The organism is Snodgrassella alvi wkB2 (assembly GCF_000600005.1).
Taxonomy (GTDB): Bacteria; Pseudomonadota; Gammaproteobacteria; order Burkholderiales; family Neisseriaceae; genus Snodgrassella; species Snodgrassella alvi.
Genome location: NZ_CP007446.1, coordinates 1,149,229 through 1,167,918, shown reverse-complemented (window position 1 = coordinate 1,167,918; position 18,690 = coordinate 1,149,229). Strand labels below are relative to the sequence as shown.

Here is an 18,690-nt window from a genome sequence, read left to right as displayed (position 1 = left end):
ACAATAATAATATTTTAGTAAGCAGTTTTATTTTAAATTATTCAGCCTGTTCAGTCTGACCTAGAATCATAGTTCCGACACCTTTATCAGTGAAAATTTCCAGCAAGAGAGCATGTGGAACACGTCCGTCAATAATATGAGTATTGTGAACGCCATGCATAGCAGCCTGCAAAGTCGCATTAATTTTAGGCAGCATACCATTTTGTAAAGTACCATCAGCAATTAATGCATTGATATCAGATGGCGTAAGGCGGCTTAATAATTGATTGTTTTTATCCAGTACACCAATTGTGTTGGTCAGCATAATCAGTTTTTCAGCCTTCAGACTTTCTGCCAGCTTACCGGCTACCACATCAGCATTAATATTAAATGCTTCACCATGTTCACCTACCCCAACAGGTGCCACTACAGGAATATAACCATGTTCCACCATTTCCTGAATCAGAGCTGTATCAATTTCTTCAACCTCACCTACCTGTCCGATATCCTGCTTTTCATTATCAGAAGTGGTAAGAAACAATTTTTTGGCTTTGATAAAATGATTGTCGCGACCAGTAATTCCGACTGCATGCCCTCCATGTAGATTAAGTAAAGATGTAATTTCCTTATTAACACAACCACCAAGCACCATTTCAACAATATCCATGGTCTCGCTGTCAGTCACCCGCATACCCTGAATGAATTGATTTTCTTTTCCTACTTTCTGTAACAGCTCATTAATTTGCGGCCCGCCCCCGTGTACAATAATCGGATGAATTCCCACCAGTTTGAGCAATACGACATCTTTAGCAAAACTTTCTTTCAATTGCGGATCAGTCATTGCATTACCGCCATACTTAATTACCATTGTCACACCGGAAAATCGCCGGATATATGGTAGTGCCTCGGCTAAAATATTAGCTTTTGTTTTAGCCTCAATAGCATTAATGTTCGTGAAGATGTCTGTGCTCATTATTTATCCCTGCCTAATTAAACTGATTATTTTTCTACGGTTAAGTTTATCTTTAGTTATGATAAAATAAAACCATAATTTGTTATTTAATGTTTGTTTAAAATTTTAAGCAATAATAAGTACAAATTGAAAAATAAATGAAAAATATACTTGATTGAAAAAGCAGTCTAAAAATTATCGAAATAATAAAACAGTATTTATAGTTATAAGTTCTGCGTTATCAGTAACCCGATATTTAGATTCATTTAAAACACATTTGAAAATTTAATCAAGTTTGACCATACATGCGCCTGTACTGAAAAAAGTTGCCAGAATTGCCTGTGCTGCAACCTGATCCAGTATTTGTTTACGCTTTTTCCCAAAAACTAAAGCTTCATTCAGCAAACTTTCGGCGACTACAGATGTCCAGCGCTCATCTACCCAGTATACCGGTAAATTAAAACGACCATGTAAACGGTTACCAAAACGGCGACAAAGAGCAGTAGCTTCATCGTCCTCACCATCTGCATGAGTGGGAAGACCTACTACAAGCACCTGTGGCCGCCATTCATTTATTAAAGTTTTAATACGGCTAAAATACTGTTCAGTACTGATAACAGTAATAGTTTCCAAAGGATGTACACTCGCCAGCTCAGCTTCACCGACGGCCACTCCTATTCGCGCGCTTCCGAAATCAAATCCGAGCACAGTGCCACGCTTTAGCGGAGAAGGGATTGATTCAGGCATGGCCCACCAATACGCTCAGATTGGCAATATCAATATTTAATAACTGCAAAGCAGCTTTATAACGTTGCTTATAAGGCATATCAAATAAAATCTGGTTATCTGCAGGCACAGTTATCCAGCTATTATTTGCCAGCTCCTGCTCCAGTTGTCCGGCTGACCAGCTGGAATAACCAATAGTAGCTACAGCTTTATCAACTTCATTTTCCTGTGTTAGCCCCAGAATAATATCGCGAGAAGTAGTCATGGCTATATCGTCAGTTACCAGCAAACTGCTTTCCCATGAACCTGTCGGAGTATGTACCAGAAATCCGCGGTCTACTTGAACCGGACCGCCCATCAGAACATTTTGTCCGTGAAAACGTTCCGGTGTAGGGGTTTTAGCAGAATCAAACAGTAAATCCATCATAATCGGTGATGGTTTATTTACAATGATGCCCATAGCACCGTCTGCACTATGTTCACACAGGTAAATCACGCTTTCTTTAAAAAATGGGTCTTCCATTGATGGCATAGCAATCAGAAAATGATTGGCCAGAGAAAATCCGGACGGAGCGTTTTGTTGTGCAGCCATATTGTGCTTATCCATGAAAATGATGTCAGACTATATAAATTAATTTGTCGTTAAATTGGGTCTGTTTTACAGTTTCTCAAGCGTATGCTTTTCGCTATAATTCTATCTTACTCCGAACCGGATTGTTTTATCCGGTTTTTAAAATTTTATCAAAACAGCTAATACTGGCAGACTGAGTCAAAGACAGCCATCACAGAAAGGTCAATTGTGTCATTAATTAAACCTGTTGTGCTTTTAATTCTGGATGGTTTCGGCCATCGTGCCGAAGGAAATGACAATGCAATTTTACTGGCGCATACTCCTTATATCGATAACTATCGTCAGCACTATGCTTATGGCACGATAGATGCTTCAGAACGAATGGTCGGATTGCCTGTTGGTCAGTTTGGCAATTCAGAAGTGGGTCACCTGAATATTGGTGCAGGCAGAGTTGTACCTCAGGATATTACCCGAATCGATATGGCTATTGAAGACCATACTCTTGAACAAAATCCGGTTTTGCAACAGGCATGGAATAATCCGAATCATACTGTACATCTGCTGGGCTTATTTTCTGATGGTGGTGTGCATAGCCATATAGAACATTTTTTTGCAGTTATAGATGCCGCACTAGCTGCCGGCATGCAAAAAATTGTTGTCCATCCATTTCTTGATGGGCGTGATACACCGCCGCAAAGTGCCCGTCCCTATCTGCAACGCCTGCAACAATATATGCAACAGCATTCTCAGATATTATGCGGTGCCCTTGTCGGACGTTTTTTTGCCATGGACAGGGACAATCGATGGGATCGCGTTGAAGCTGCTTATAATGCCTTATTCGGAGATGCGCCCTACCAGGCTGATTCCCCTGTTACTGCATTAGAGGCTGCTTATGCCCGTGGCGAGCAGGATGAATTTGTCAAACCTACCATTGTCAGCCCGCAGGCAAGGCTGCTAGATGGTGATGCCATTCTGTTTCTCAACTTCCGCGCTGATCGCGCACGTGAATTAACTCAAGCTCTTACTTTTGCTGATTTCGATGGATTTAAACGCAAGTATCGTGTACAACCGGGCTATTTTGCCACTATCACTGCTTACGGGACACAATTCAGCAATTCGGTAATGTTCGAAAAACAACCTGTAAATAATGGTTTGGGAGAATTTTTGGCCGGACAGGGTCTTAGCCAGCTCCGCATAGCGGAAACAGAAAAATACCCGCACGTAACTTATTTTTTCAGCGGCGGTCGGGAAGAACCTTATATTGGTGAAGAAAGGATTATGATTCCTTCACCCAAAGTGACTACATATGATTTACAGCCAGAAATGAGTGCTGTCGGCATTACTGAACAAATTATTGATAGTCTGAAACATCATCGTCATGATGTTATTATTTGTAACTTTGCCAATGGTGATATGGTTGGACATACCGGTTCACTTGACGCCGCTATAAAAGCAGTAGAAACACTGGATAGTTGTGTTGCACAGGTTGTCGAAACAACACTTTCTGCAGGCGGAGAAGTGATTATTACTGCCGATCACGGTAACTGTGAACACATGTATGATGAAAAAAATCAGCAACCTCACACACAACATACAGTTGAACCGGTCCCATTTATCTATATAGGGCGTAAGGCTACAATCCGTTCAGGCGGAGCGCTTAAAGATGTAGCGCCTTCTCTTTTAACTGCTCTGGGACTGACTCCGCCTGCAGAAATGACGGGGCAGAACCTGATTGAATTCACAGATAAATAATGAAATCTTTATTCTGTCTCATTCTGATATGGTGCAGTACCCTTTTCTCTTTGGCTATCGCTGCCAATAATCAGAAAATCCAACAGCCAACTGGTGAACTGAAACAGGTTCACCAGGCTATTTCAGCAACACAAAACCAGATCAGTAAAACTACGGTTGAACAGAAAAAAATTGATGCCTCAATGGCTGCAACAGACCAGCAGCTTAATCAGGCAAAAAATGAGCTTCACCGCATTCAACAACAGCAACAGACCAGTATGCGGCAGTTACAAACCCTGCAAACCAATCTGGATAAAACCCGTACCCAGATTGCAGAAACTCAGACCCAGATAGCCCGTTTACTTAATGCACATTACCGTAACCGTCAGCCGAACAGCGTATATTTAATGCTAAAAAAGGATCCCTCCGACCAAAAAGGGCGCTCGTTACAATATATACGATATTTAAATGAAGCCAATGAGCAGGTCATTCAGCGTTTACGTGAACAACAATTGCGAATGAATGCACAGCAACAGGCTATTAATAATCAGCAACAACAACTTTCTTCGCTACAAAAAAAACAACAGCAGCTTATTAACAAACTGCGTAATGAACATACTATTCAGCAAAGCAAATTCAGTGTATTAAACCAACAATTACAAGTACAGAATAAGCAATTACAATCATTAAAGGCTGATGAAAAACGATTGAACAATCTTTTAAGCCGTCTTTCTGCTCAGGCAACAATGCGTCGTCTGGCTCAGACTCAGCCTAAACCTCCTAAACAAACCATCAAACCGAAAAATACAGGTCAGCCACAAATTACTCCAAGTAACGATGCTGGTAACAATGATACAGACAGCACCAGACCGCCTTCTACCTTAACTGCAGAAGATTTAGCTTTACAGGCTACAGAAAATATTAAAACACCACTTATTAAAGGTCTTGCACAGAAACAGGGACGCCTTCCCCGACCGGTTAACGGCAGCATATCAGGAAAATTTGGAGAAAACAGACCAAATGGCGGTATCTGGAAAGGATTGTTTTTTTCATGTAACAATGCGGCTGTGCACAGCATTTCTAATGGTAATGTGGTCTATGCTGCTTTTTTACAAGGTTACGGCAATACCGTTATCATTGATCACGGTGAAGGTTATATCAGCATTTACACAGGCTTGTCCTCCGTCAATGTTTCTGCCGGTAGCATTCTTAGCTCTGGTCAAACCATTGGTATAAGTGGTAAATTACCGGACGGTCAGAACGGACTTTATTTTGAAATTCGTTATCATAATCAGGCAATGAATCCATTATCATGGTTGCGTTAACACATATTATGCTTTGCTATTACTTTCAATAATTTTATAGTGTACACTCTGACCGATTTTGAATTTTCATCATAACCTGCTATAAACAGGTTATTGATATCCTGAATTAATGTCGTTATAAGAAAGAACAATAGTAATAATGGCTAAATCTAGATTAAAAAAAGCTGCTTTATATACACTGGGTGCTTTCAGCGGTGTCATTCTCACTTTAAGCATACAGAGTTATGCCAATGAGAAATCTGAGGCTTTACCGGTACAATCTCTGCATACCATGGCGGAAGTTTATGGACAAATTAAAGCCAATTATGTTGAGAATAAAACTGACGATACTATTCTTGAAGGTGCCATGAAAGGGATGGTCAATAATCTTGACCCGCATTCTGAATATCTGACCGTTAAAGATTACTCGGATTTACAGGAAAGCACTACAGGTGAATTTGGCGGCCTCGGTATGGAAATTAGCTCTGAAGACGGGCTGATTAAAATTGTGGCACCCATAGAAGACACGCCTGCTGATCGTGCTGGCATCAAAAGCGGTGACTACATCGTTAAAATTGACAGCGAATCAACCCGCAACATGACCACTACCGAAGCTGTAAAAAGAATGCGCGGTAAACCGGGAACCAGTATAACTCTGACTTTAGCTCGTAAAGATGAAGCCCAGCCGATTGTATTACATCTGACAAGAGCAATTATTAAAGTTAAAAGTGTACGTTACAAACTCCTGGAACCTGATTACGGTTACGTGCGCATTACTCAGTTTCAGGAACATACTGTAAGTCTGCTAGCTGATGCTATCAAAGATTTAGAAAAGCAGAATAAACAGCCTTTGAAAGGTCTGGTACTCGACTTACGCGATGATCCGGGTGGTCTGTTAAACAGTGCCGTTGGTGTATCCGCAGTATTCCTGAAACCGGGCGTAAAAGTTGTCAGCACGAAAAACCGTGATAAAAAAGAAGGTATGGTATTAAAAGCTATTCCTAAAGATTATGTAGTTAAAGGCAATGATCCGCTGGTAAATATGCCTGAAGAAATTAAAACCATACCGATTACAGTTTTAGTAAATTCAGGTACGGCATCTGCTTCTGAAATTGTCTCCGGTGCGCTTCAAGACTATAAACGTGCTGTAATTGTAGGTACACAAAGCTTTGGCAAAGGTTCGGTACAAACAGTAATTCCTCTATCAAATGGTGGAGCAGTTAAACTGACAACTGCGCTTTATTACACTCCTAATGACCGCTCAATACAGGCACAGGGTATCGTTCCTGATGTTGAAGTAAAAGATAAAAACCGAAAATTTGAAAGCCGCGAAGCCGATCTTGGCGGGCATCTGAGTAACCCGTTAGGTGGTAAAGAGGTAAAAGGAGGATTAGAAGGCAGTCAGAAAAAAACCACTTCTCCGGCTTTTGCCAGTGAACCTGTAAATCAGCTTAACGAAGATTCGGATAAAGACAGTACCAAGGAAGTTAAAACTGGTAAAGACGAAAATCAAACCAATAAAGGTACAATTACTGCTGATAAAAAAGATAGCAAGAAAAAGGATGAAGAAGACTGGCTGGCGAGACGTGAACCTAACCCAGCAAAAGATGCTCAGTTAAAATCTGCTCTGGATCTGGTAAAAGACCCGGTAAAATGGAATCAGTCATTGGGACTGGCTGCTAAAAAACCAGTTAAAACCAATGACAAAAAAGATAAAAAATAAAATTTCATCTTAAAAAACAGATAGCTTAAAGCTATCTGTTTTTTATTAAATGTATTTGATTAATTTGCAAAATCATATAGATAAACTAAAACTTAATTGCTGAGAAAAAGTACCTAATCCATATATGCTTTAATAATATTTAAAAGTACCTGATAATGAATTCAAATCCATATCTTTACACTTTTAAATAAAAAAACTTATAAAATAATTAAAATTCCAACTTACCCAAAAATAATGTTTGCAGAATAGGCTCAATAACAACAAATAAAATTGAATGAATATAAACAATTAACTTTCCACAAACTATTAAATAAAAGTTTTAGTTAAAACCTTAATACTTTTAGGTTGGGAAGTTTCCAATAATGATATTTGCCTAAAAAAGTTAATAAACCACTCCTTTTTTACTTTTCATCTAGTGAATTTTTAGCTCGAACAAAATTTATTTAATATTTAACTCAATTGAATTAACTACTATGATTTGAATAAAAAATTTTAAATTTAAAAATATTAAACAATTTTTTATTTTGCTAGTCATCCATTCAATAATACCGGTGTTTCAAAGTTAGTTGACAGTCATTTATTTGCAAAAAGGATTACAGCTAATGACGAATAAGAAACAATTAGCTCAATATCTATAGACGCAGAAGATATAACCCGCTATGAAAACGATTTTATGACTTATTGGCACTTTATTATCATTCTCTAATACTTACTTATCGTATTAATTTTACATAATATAAAAGTTTAATTAAGCAAAACTAAAAATCTTTAAATAAATCATTTATATATGAAATTTCTATATTTATTAATCAAAAAATAAAGGCTGCTAATTTTATTAGCAGCCTTTATTTTACAAACCGAAAAATTTATTTTTTCAGTTCTTTAGCCAGATATAACCAAGTTTCAATTACGGTATCGGGATTCAGAGAGATAGTCTCAATTCCCTCCTCAATCAACCATTTAGCGAAATCAGCATGATCAGACGGCCCTTGACCGCAAATACCAATATATTTATTTAATTTACGGCAAGCCTGAATTGCCAGACTGAACATCACTTTAACAGCTGGGTCACGTTCATCAAAAGTACCTGCGATCGGACCACCACTATCGCGATCCACACCCAGTGTTAACTGAGTCATATCATTTGAACCAATAGAGAATCCATCAAAGTATTTCAGGAACTGTTCGGCCAGTACTGCATTGGTTGGCAGTTCACACATCATAATCAGGCGCAGACCATTTTTACCACGTTCCAGTCCGTTGTCTTTCAATGCGCGTACGACATTTTCAGCCTCTTTCAATGTACGTACAAATGGAATCATGATTTCAACATTAGTCAATCCCATTTCATCACGCACATATTTCAGTGCTTTACACTCAAGCGCAAAGCAATCTTTGAAATCATCAGAAACATAACGGGCTGCACCGCGGAAACCCAGCATCGGATTTTCTTCATGAGGCTCGTATTTATTACCACCTAAAAGATTGGCATATTCATTTGACTTAAAGTCAGACATACGCACAATTACTTTTTTCGGATACACAGAAGCTGCCAGTGTTGCCACACCCTCAGCAATTTTATCAATATAAAAATCTACCGGAGATGAATAGCCGGAAATTCTGTCAGTAATGGTGGCTTTCATCTGTTCATCCTGCTGATCAAATTCCAGCAAAGCACGAGGATGAATACCAATCTGGCGGTTAATAATAAATTCCATTCGTGCCAGACCAATACCATAGCCCGGTAAACCAGAGAAGCTGAATGCCAGCTCAGGATTACCTACATTCATCATGATTTTGGCTGGTGATTCAGGCATATTATCTAAAGGTATTTCATTGACATCAACTTTCAGTAAACCCTCATATACATAGCCCGTATCCCCTTCGGCACAGGACACCGTTACTTCCTGACCATCCTGCAAAGCAGAAGTTGCATTACCACAGCCAACCACTGCCGGAATACCCAGTTCACGCGCAATAATGGCTGCGTGACAAGTACGTCCGCCACGATTGGTAATAATTGCAGAGGCACGTTTCATAACCGGTTCCCAGTCCGGGTCGGTCATATCAGTAACCAGTACGTCACCTGGCAACACTTTATCCATTTCATCAACAGATTTGACCAGACGCACTTTACCTTGACCGACTTTCTGACCGATGGCGCGACCCTCTACCAGAATGGCAGATTTGTCATTAATCTGATAGCGACGCAGTACACGGCTGTTATTTTCCTGTGATTTCACAGTTTCAGGACGAGCCTGCAAGATATACAGTTTGCCATCAATACCATCACGACCCCATTCAATATCCATCGGACGGCCATAATGTTCTTCAATAGTCAGTGCATACTGAGCCAGCTCAGTAATTTCTTCGGCACTGATTGAGAATTTTTTCCGGTCAGCAACATCAACATCTACTGTCTGTACAGATTTACCTGCCTGAGCCGCATCAGTGAAAACCATTTTAATCAGTTTAGAACCCATGGTTTTACGCAGAATCGCAGGACGACCGGCACACAGAGTTGGTTTATGTACATAGAATTCATCCGGATTTACTGCACCCTGTACAACAGTCTCACCCAGACCATAGGATGATGTAATGAATACAACCTGATCAAAACCAGATTCTGTATCCATGGTGAACATCACCCCGGAGGCGCCTTTATCAGAACGCACCATCCGCTGAACACCGGCAGACAGAGCCACTACATCATGAGCAAAATTCTTGTGCACACGGTAGGAAATGGCGCGATCGTTATACAAAGAAGCAAATACATGATGCATAGCTTCTTTAACATTATCATAACCGCTTATATTCAGAAATGTTTCCTGCTGACCGGCAAAAGAGGCATCAGGTAAATCTTCGGCAGTCGCAGAAGAGCGTACAGCCACGCAAATCTGGTCAGTACCGGCATCAGCTACCATTTTTTCCCATGCTGCCTGTAAATCTGCTTCCAGTTCAGGCGGAAATGGGGTGTCCATGATCCATTGACGGATCTGTTTACCTACCCGAGCCAGTTCGGCAACATTATCTACATCCAGTGCCTTTAGCTCGTTATTGATACGTTCACTCAAACCTTCGTAAGCAAGAAAATTGCGATAGGCTTCGGCAGTGGTAGCAAAACCACCGGGTACACGCACACCTTTTTCGGTGAGCTGTGAAATCATCTCGCCAAGAGATGCATTTTTGCCGCCGACGCTTTCAACATCAGTCATGCGCAGATTTTCAAACCAGATTACGTTATTACCGGCCATGATGGTTATCCAGTGAGGAGTGGGAAAGTTGAAGACGACCTATTCTAACTAGTCAGGTATAAAATGTCATGTATTTTTGGCTATTTATCCGCCCATAATTGAGGATAATTTATCCCTAATCAAACACTATTCAAATACAAATCCTTGATACCTTAAGTATTTTAATTACATTTTCAATTATTTAGATTAAAATATCAATTTATACATTTTTTTAGCAATTTTAATCTAAAATTATCTTTTTTATTCAATAAAACATTAATTTTATTGCTTAAATTTTATATATTCAGTCTATTTTTATTTTTTTAGTATCAATGTTGAAAAAAAACCAATATTTTGCGCAGGAACTGGAAGAAACTTCATTTACAATGGATAATTCATAAAGTCACATTCCTTTTTAACTCTGAATTATGTAGATTGATTATGAAACCAGTACGCCAAGTCTTTTTTGTTTCTGACCGAACGGGTATCACCGCCGAAAGTATGGGTCTTGCTTTATTGAACCAGTTTGACAATATAGAATTCAAGCGTGCTACTTATCCATTTGTAGATACGGAAACAAAAGCACGTGAGATTGTAGCTTTAATTAATAATGCAGCAAACCACTGTGAAGCGCGTCCGCTGGTTTTTTCTAGCATCGTTGATGAAAATGTCCGTAAACTGATTAAAACCAGTGCAGGGCTGCATATGAGTTTTTATGATGCATTTATTGGTGAGCTGGAAGATGAACTTGCCACAGAAGCAAATCATTCCATTGGCAGAACCCATGGAATGCACGATACTGAACGCTATGATAAGAGAATGGAAGCAATCAATTTTACTCTTAATCATGATGATGGAATTACTGATCGCGAATTGAAAAAAGCTGATGTGATTCTGATGGGCGTTTCTCGCAGTGGTAAAACGCCTACTTGTCTTTATCTGGCATTACAGTATGGAATTCGTGCTGCAAATTATCCTCTTATTCCAGAAGATCTGGAAAGCAGTGAATTACCTAGAATGCTGCAACCATTCCGGCAAAAATTATATGGGCTAACCATAGATGCAGACCGTCTGCACCATATTCGTTCGGAGCGTCGTCCTGATTCCCGTTATGCCAGTCGTGATAATTGCCGACGTGAGATTTTAACCGCCGAAGATATGTTCCGCCGTTTTAATATTCCATATACCAATACAACTCATAAATCTATTGAAGAACTGGCTGCAAGTATTATTTTAGCGGCAAAATTACAACGGCGGTTTTAGGTTGTTTCGTTATAAAGTTTTGCCCTGAATAAATTCAGGGCCTTTATTTTAACTTGCAATCATGATTTGTATTTATCTTGTATCAGTAATAGACGAATAAATTAAGCAGCTTTAATATTAAATCAATCTTTGAACGCGTGAATATTATTATCTAAACACATGGCATATTTTTTATATACTATCCAAGGTAACTGTACTATATCTAAATTTCCAAATTAAAATATGTCCAACTATTCAGATAACATCCGGAAGTGCTGAGACTATTATCCTGTGGTCAGACACATGGATAATAGGGTTGCAATGATATACTTCAGATTATTATTCTCTTTCTTTAATGACGTAATCAATAAAGCATGCTTATTTGTATTTCTTAATTACATTCTATAATTAATATTCATTTAACATAATCGTTAACATCAGTAATTATTACTTAGTCAGTAAATTTTCACGCCAGCAAAAACAACGAATAATCTTGGCCTCAATATAATAATGATATTTTTAATTTAATTCTAAAAATTTATTTTTATTATGTGTTTAGATTAATATCTTTTGTTACCAATAAATCGAATTATTATCAATTTAAGTTAAGTTTTCTTGCCATTTTGTTTTTCTCATGGGATTATGAATCATAAAAATCAAAATTGTTTTAACTATTAATCCTTTGAGACAATTTTATGCAGCCGCGTCCAATCATAGGTATACCATGTGATGTAAAGCAGATAGGTAAGTGGAATTTTCACGCTGTCGGTGAAAAATACATTCATGCGGTTCAGGACAGTGTCGGTGATGTTATTTTACTTCCGGTACTGTCTGATCAGGAAGTTTTAACTCGCCTGCTCAAATTGGTTGATGGTGTTTTTTTACCCGGTTCTTATTCAAATATAGACCCGAAATGGTATGGTGAAATATCGGCACAAGAGGGAATGTTACAAGATGCTGCCCGTGACCATACTGTTTTACCGCTAATTAAATATATTATTGATAGTGGTATACCACTTCTGGGTGTTTGCCGCGGTTTGCAGGAAATCAATGTCGCACTTGGTGGTGACCTTCACCAGCATATACAGGAAATACCCGGTTATCTGGATCATCGTGAACCCGATAATCAGCCAATTGAAATTCAATATGGCGATGCGCATGCGGTTAATCTGAAAACAGACAGTTTATTGATGCTGTGGCTGGCAACAGACCACAAACAGTATCAGGTCAATTCTTTACATCAGCAAGGAGTAAAAACGTTAGCACCCGGGCTTAGCATAGAAGCAACTGCTCCAGATGGTCTTATTGAAGCATTCAGGATTGATGCAGCGTCAATATTTGGCTATGCAGTACAGTGGCATCCGGAATGGCAATATGGGAATAAGCCGCTTTCTATCGCTATTTTTAAAGCTTTTCGTGAAGCATGTATGCAATATAAATTGCACAGGCAAAAGGAATCATTTTAAGGTGACTTATGTATGATGACATATTTAACTGGCTTAAAGAACATGGTATCACTGAAGTAGAATGTATCTTACCGGACATTACAGGTGTGGCTCGCGGTAAAATTATTCCGAAAGATAAATTTATATCTGAACCGGATATGCGACTACCCGAGGCAGTATTATTGCAAACAGTAACCGGAGAATATCCACAATCCAGCCTTCTGGATGAAACAGATGCGGATATGGAGTTAAAGCCAGACCAGACTACTCTGCGCTTTGTTCCCTGGGCTCAGGATCCGACAGCATCACTAATATTTGATTGCTTCTCTCCTGACGGTTTACCGGTTGAAACTGCGCCGCGCAATGTACTCAAACGCATATTAAAATTGTATGAAAATATGGGGCTGGAACCCATCGTTGCTCCGGAAATGGAATTCTATCTGATTTCACCCAACCCCGATCCGGATGTCCCCCTGCAACCTCCGATCGGCCGTACCGGACGCAGTGAATTCGGACGACGGTCTTATGCTGTAGATGCAGTAAATGAATTTGACCCTCTGTTTGAAGAAATTTACGACTACTGCCATGAACAGAACCTTGAAGTTGATACGCTGATTCATGAAATTGGTGCCGCACAGATGGAAATCAATTTCCTGCATGGTAATGCTCTGGATTTAGCCGATCAGGTATTTTTATTCAAACGCACAGTACGTGAATCTGCCTTTCATCATAAAATGTATGCCACTTTTATGGCTAAGCCTATGGAAGGAGAACCGGGCAGTGCCATGCATATCCATCAGAGTCTGAACAATGTAGAAAATGGTAATAATGCATTCAGCAGTGATGATGGCACTCCTTCAGAACTATTTTTTCATTTTATTGGCGGCCTGCAAAAATACCTGCCACAAACCATGCCCTTTTTTGCTCCGTATGTTAATTCTTTCCGCCGGCTGACCCGGTTTACAGCTGCACCCACTAATGTTGAATGGGGTTATGACAATCGCACTGTGGGTTTACGTGTTCCGCGAGCCAAAGCCAAAGGAAGACGGATTGAAAACCGGCTGGCCGGAGTAGATGTCAATCCTTATCTGGCGATTGCCTGCTCGCTGGCTTGTGGTTATCTGGGAATTAAAGAACAGCTACAACCGCGTGCTCCGCTGAGCAGTAATGCGTATTCATTACCTTATCAGTTCCCTACTACACTGGAAGAATCAATAGAACGTTTACGCCAGTGTGAACCAATTCATGAAATACTGGGTCAGCGCTTTGTTGAGATGTACATTGCCGTAAAAGAGCAGGAAGTTTCAGAATATTTTCGTGTTATCAGCCCTTGGGAGCGCAAATATCTGTTATTACATGTCTGAAACCATCTCAATAGCATATTTCAACTGTTATTCTTGTACTTGTACATTGAATGATTGCTTATAACATTTTAAAACAAAGGAGTTTTTATGAGTAATAAAACCGATGTGAGACTGGCTGTAAAACATCATTTACATCCATTTTCCGATAATGCTGAGCTTAAAAAGCACGGTGTACGCATGATGGTTAAAGCAAAAGGCATTTATGTATATGATAGTGACGGCAATGAAATCATTGACGGTATGGCCGGGTTGTGGTGTGTCAATATTGGATACGGAGAAAAAAAACTGGCTAAAATTGCCGAGAAACAAATGCAAGTGCTGCCGTTTTACAATACTTTCTTCAAAACAACCCATCCTGCAATCATTAAATTATCGGAAAAACTGGTTGAAATCACACCGGAGGGATTTAATCATGTGTTTTATACCAACTCCGGTTCTGAATCGGTTGATACCATGATACGTATGGTGCGCCATTACTGGGCATCTGTCGGCAAGCCTTCTAAAAAAGTGATCATTGGTCGCTGGAACGGCTATCACGGCTCTACCTTAGGCGGAGCAAGCCTGGGTGGTATGAAAAGCATGCATGAGCAAGGTGATTTACCGATTGCCAATATAGTTCATATTGAACAACCGTGGTATTACGGCTTAGCCAAAACTGGTGAAAGTGAAGAAGAATTCGGTATTCGAGCTGCTAACTGGCTTGAAGAAAAAATTCTTTCACTGGGTGCGGATAAAATTGCAGCTTTTGTTGCAGAACCGATTCAGGGAGCTGGCGGAGTGATCATTCCTCCTGCAAGTTACTGGCCGCGAATTGAAGCTATCTGTAAAAGATATGACGTACTACTGGTAGCTGATGAAGTAATTTGCGGCTATGGGCGCACTGGCAGATGGTTTGGATTCGAAACTTTTGGTTTCACGCCAGATATTTTTACGACAGCTAAAGGACTGTCCTCCGGCTATTTACCGATCGGGGCAGTTCTGGTCAATGACAAAGTAACAGAAGGTTTGCTGGCCGGGGGTGAGTTTAATCATGGCTTTACTTACAGCGGGCATCCGGTTTCAGCCGCAGTTGCCTGTGCGAACCTGAATATAATTGATAAAAAGAATCTGATTGAAAAGGTACGTACCAAAACAGGTCCTTATATGCGTAAGCGCTGGCAGGAAACATTCAGTCAGTTTAAATATGTTGCTGATATTCGCAGTGAAGGATTGATGTGTGGTTTTACACTGGTAAAAAACCGTGATACTCGCGAGTTCTTTGATGATTTCGGCACTACAGGTTTGATTTGCCGGGATATCTTTTTTAAGAACAATCTGATTTTCCGTGCCTGTGGTGACCATATCGTAGCGGCTCCTCCGCTAATTATTTCCAAAAAGGAGATAGATAATATGCTGGCAATCGCCAGTGTGTGCATGCGTGAATTTGAGGAACTTATGGACAAAAAGCTGGACTGTAAGACAGATAAGGCTGCCTGAAATTGATTAAACAAAAACCTGGGTGACCGCTCAGGTTTTTGTTTATTTTAGAGAGTGAATTTATCGCTCTTATTCTATGCTTTTCAAAGCAACTGATGGTGCCGGATTGAGCAACATATTTGCATTCTGCACAGTTAAAGTGAGCGGTACAGTTCGCTTAACCAGTACCAGCCCATAAACAGCTGCCAGATGCGGCCACCAGCGATTACCTATATATTCTATAGCCTTGTGATTATCACCGTAACAGGCCGGAATACCATAACCCATAAACTGGCCTTCTTCCAGAAACAGACCAAAGCGTTGCATCTTATCAACAGCCGTACGGGCAGACAATAACTTTAAAGCAGAATGACCTTTCAGGCTGCTCTGATAAAACAGGCGCCAATATCCATGAATATTTAAGCCGGTCAGTACAAGATGCCCGCCGGGCACCAGAACACGAGCTATTTCAGCTATAGAATCTTCATAATCAGATAAAGTATCCAGACCATGAGGCCAGATAATGGTATCTATACTTTGCTGAGCCCAGGGTAAGGCCTTACATTCAGCAATAACTGCCGTACCACGACCGGCTGTATTACTTTGTACAATATACTGGGAATCAGCTGCAAAAACATGCCGGAATTGCCATTGTGATATACCGCATTGTAATATGGTACCAAAACGCAACCCTGTTAATTTATGCAGGATAAACTGCTGCTCCAGCCGGCTTAAATAGAGACCAAATTTATGTTCGGCCAGCCAGTTTTCCAATTGCTGAGTATTCATTCAAACACCATTATGTACCATATTAAATCTAAGCTGCAGACCATTGAATCATTTTATTGCATTTACATCATTACTGTAAAAATAGGGATTTATCCTTGACCGTTAAGAATTTCCTCTTTAATATTAATAGGATTTTGCACAAATTTTACGGTTAAACGAATGGCTAAATTGAAGCATATGGTACTGGCACTTACTGGCCTGATACTTGCTCCCTCATTATCATTTGCCCAATCTTACACCAGTAATGGCATTGGTTTATCAATAATGAATCTGAATGCGGCTACCTTGAAAGGAAAAACGTATTCTAATCATGATATCTGGGGGCGCATGCGTCAGGATTTCCGTATGACCGAGGTTAATCCTGAAATTATTCGCCGGCAGGAGCAGTATTATTCAAGCCACAGCGATTACTTTAACCGCACGGTTGTGCGCAGTCAGCCTTATTTATATCACATCGTAAATGAAGCAGAAAAACGCCAGATGCCGGCTGAAGTAGCTTTACTGCCGTTTATTGAGAGTGCTTTCGTCAGTAAGGCTCAGTCGCGGGTAGGAGCTTCCGGTCTGTGGCAGTTTATGCCCAGTAGCGGTCGACAGTACGGGCTGGAACAGACTAATCTCTATGATGGTCGTCACGACGTATATGCAGCGACCGATGCTGCTTTAACTTATCTGCAATATCTTTATAGCCTGTTTGGTGATTGGTCACTGGCTCTGGCGGCCTATAACTGGGGAGAAGGTAATGTTGGTAAGGCTATCAAACGTGCTCAGCTGGCCGGTATAGATCCTACCTATGAAAATCTGCGCATGCCAAATGAAACCCGCAATTATGTGCCGAAATTACTGGCTGTGCGGAATATTATCGAAAATCCGCAGGCCTTTGGTGTTAATCTGGTTTCTGTACCGAACCGTCCCTACTTTGAAGCAATCAGCATTGATCAGCCAATTGATATTGATGCAGCTGCCCGACTGGCGAATATTTCGACTTCAGAATTTTTAACTCTTAATCCAAGTTTCAAGAGTCCGGTTTTTATTCCTAAAGAAAATCGTAAAATGCTGCTGCCGATTACCGCAGTAAATACTTTTGAACGCAATTACCGCAACGCAGATAAAAATACTCTGCTTTCATGGAATATCTTTAAAGCATATTCAACCACCAGTGTAGCTGATTTAGCTGCACAAACCGGAATGAGCAGTGCAGAAATCAAGCGGCTGAATAATTTGTCCAGCAATACTGTACCAGCCGGTCGCAGCCTGCTTATCAGTAAAAATAGTTTGAACACTCAGCTTATGGATTCTTTCCGCAACAGTGATATAGATCCATTACTGAATATTGCTATGGCAAAACCAGTATTACCTCCGGGCACGTTTGTGACTCATCCGGCAGCAACTACTGTTGCTCAGGCTGATAAAGTTACTGATACCGGCAATGCATCTGTACCAGCTCTTACTGAAACAGTTACAACCACAACATCCACTGTACTGAATACTGACCAGCCGTCACCGGTCAATACAACAGTACAAACCCAAACCATAACCGTGGCTGAAAACGCAGCAACCCCGGCTGAATTGCCTGCTCCTGTTGCAACCAATAAGGATGCACTGATGCAAGTTGCACAGGATGCGCAATTACAGGCAGTTGCTGCGGCTTCTGTTCAAAAAGCACTGGCACAGGCTGAACGTGAAGAAGCTCAGACTGCTGCTCGTCTGGCAGAAAACCGTAATGAACGCAGCATACGCAATATCATCAACGTTGCGAACAACCGCAGTAATATTGCTCATAAAGTGAATAAGGGTGATACATTGTATTCAATTGCCCAGCGCTATAATATTAATGTAGCTGATCTGGTTACTGCCAATAATCTGCGCGGTCATAATCTGCAGGTTGGTCAGGTACTGAAAATTAGCCCGAATCAGGATAATAAACAGATGCTGGCTGCTGTACGTAAAGGTAAAGACTCTAAATCCAGTGTAGTTCCTGTTTCATACACGGTAAAAAAAGGCGATACGCTTAGCAGCATAGCTCAGCGCCTGAATATTCCTGTAAGTAAATTGCAAAAAGTACATGGGAAACAAGTATTACGTCCCGGTCAGAAAATTAAGCTGACCAATCTGTAGCTTTACAGCATATCATTGCAATTAATTCAAAAAGGTTAGTGTACATTCACTAACCTTTTAT

13 protein-coding genes are annotated in these 18,690 nt (G+C 40.2%); 8 read left to right on the top strand and 5 right to left on the bottom strand.

Going from position 1 to position 18,690, the window contains the following annotated elements; genetic code table 11:
* Positions 1-37 precede the first annotated feature (37 nt).
* The 3 genes from argB to SALWKB2_RS05335 all read right to left on the bottom strand — a co-directional run bounded on the left by argB (position 38) and on the right by SALWKB2_RS05335 (position 2,249).
* Positions 38-952, bottom strand: coding sequence for an acetylglutamate kinase (gene argB / locus SALWKB2_RS05345; protein WP_025330649.1), 915 nt, complete (start codon positions 950-952; stop codon positions 38-40).
* 264 nt (positions 953-1,216) lie between these two features.
* A complete protein-coding gene (gene ruvX / locus SALWKB2_RS05340) occupies positions 1,217-1,678 on the bottom strand; it encodes a Holliday junction resolvase RuvX (RefSeq protein WP_025330648.1) in 462 nt (153 codons plus the stop codon).
* On the bottom strand, positions 1,671-2,249 hold the full coding sequence (locus SALWKB2_RS05335; protein ID WP_025330647.1) for a YqgE/AlgH family protein: 579 nt from the start codon (positions 2,247-2,249) through the stop codon (positions 1,671-1,673). The genes ruvX and SALWKB2_RS05335 overlap by 8 nt, the downstream gene beginning before the upstream one ends.
* A gap of 207 nt (positions 2,250-2,456) precedes the next feature.
* Between SALWKB2_RS05335 and gpmI the strand changes: the two genes are divergently transcribed.
* The 3 genes from gpmI (at position 2,457) to SALWKB2_RS05320 (ending at position 6,986) form a co-directional block, all read left to right on the top strand.
* Positions 2,457-3,980 (top strand): 2,3-bisphosphoglycerate-independent phosphoglycerate mutase, encoded by a 1,524-nt coding sequence (gene gpmI, locus SALWKB2_RS05330; protein ID WP_025330646.1) that lies wholly within the window; start codon positions 2,457-2,459, stop codon positions 3,978-3,980.
* Positions 3,980-5,284, top strand: coding sequence for a murein hydrolase activator EnvC family protein (locus SALWKB2_RS05325; protein WP_025330645.1), 1,305 nt, complete (start codon positions 3,980-3,982; stop codon positions 5,282-5,284). Before gpmI ends, SALWKB2_RS05325 begins: the two co-directional genes overlap by 1 nt.
* 139 nt (positions 5,285-5,423) lie before the next feature.
* Positions 5,424-6,986 carry a S41 family peptidase gene (locus SALWKB2_RS05320; protein WP_025330644.1) on the top strand — a complete coding sequence of 521 codons (1,563 nt, stop codon included), beginning with the start codon at positions 5,424-5,426 and terminating at the stop codon, positions 6,984-6,986.
* 866 nt (positions 6,987-7,852) lie between these two features.
* Here SALWKB2_RS05320 and ppsA read toward each other — a convergent pair.
* A complete protein-coding gene (gene ppsA, locus SALWKB2_RS05315) occupies positions 7,853-10,240 on the bottom strand; it encodes a phosphoenolpyruvate synthase (RefSeq protein WP_025330643.1) in 2,388 nt (795 codons plus the stop codon).
* Positions 10,241-10,660: 420 nt separating this feature from the next.
* On the opposite strand from ppsA, the gene ppsR reads away from it, so the two are divergent.
* The 4 genes from ppsR (at position 10,661) to SALWKB2_RS05295 (ending at position 15,746) form a co-directional block, all read left to right on the top strand.
* Positions 10,661-11,482 carry a posphoenolpyruvate synthetase regulatory kinase/phosphorylase PpsR gene (ppsR, locus tag SALWKB2_RS05310; protein ID WP_025330642.1) on the top strand — a complete coding sequence of 274 codons (822 nt, stop codon included), beginning with the start codon at positions 10,661-10,663 and terminating at the stop codon, positions 11,480-11,482.
* A 674-nt stretch (positions 11,483-12,156) separates the two neighbouring features.
* Positions 12,157-12,927, top strand: a complete 771-nt coding sequence (locus tag SALWKB2_RS05305; RefSeq protein WP_025330641.1) for a gamma-glutamyl-gamma-aminobutyrate hydrolase family protein — start codon at positions 12,157-12,159, stop codon at positions 12,925-12,927.
* 8 nt (positions 12,928-12,935) lie between these two features.
* A complete protein-coding gene (locus SALWKB2_RS05300; RefSeq protein ID WP_025330640.1) occupies positions 12,936-14,270 on the top strand; it encodes a glutamine synthetase family protein in 1,335 nt (444 codons plus the stop codon).
* Between the two features lie 87 nt (positions 14,271-14,357).
* Positions 14,358-15,746: an aspartate aminotransferase family protein gene (locus SALWKB2_RS05295; protein ID WP_025330639.1), complete on the top strand. Its 1,389-nt coding sequence runs from the start codon at positions 14,358-14,360 to the stop codon at positions 15,744-15,746.
* Between the two features lie 69 nt (positions 15,747-15,815).
* Here SALWKB2_RS05295 and SALWKB2_RS05290 read toward each other — a convergent pair whose 3' ends face one another.
* Positions 15,816-16,514 carry a class I SAM-dependent methyltransferase gene (locus SALWKB2_RS05290; RefSeq protein ID WP_025330638.1) on the bottom strand — a complete coding sequence of 233 codons (699 nt, stop codon included), beginning with the start codon at positions 16,512-16,514 and terminating at the stop codon, positions 15,816-15,818.
* A gap of 159 nt (positions 16,515-16,673) precedes the next feature.
* Here SALWKB2_RS05290 and SALWKB2_RS05285 point away from each other — a divergent pair, with 159 nt between their 5' ends.
* Positions 16,674-18,629: a lytic transglycosylase gene (locus SALWKB2_RS05285; protein ID WP_025330637.1), complete on the top strand. Its 1,956-nt coding sequence runs from the start codon at positions 16,674-16,676 to the stop codon at positions 18,627-18,629.
* Positions 18,630-18,690: the final 61 nt, after the last annotated feature.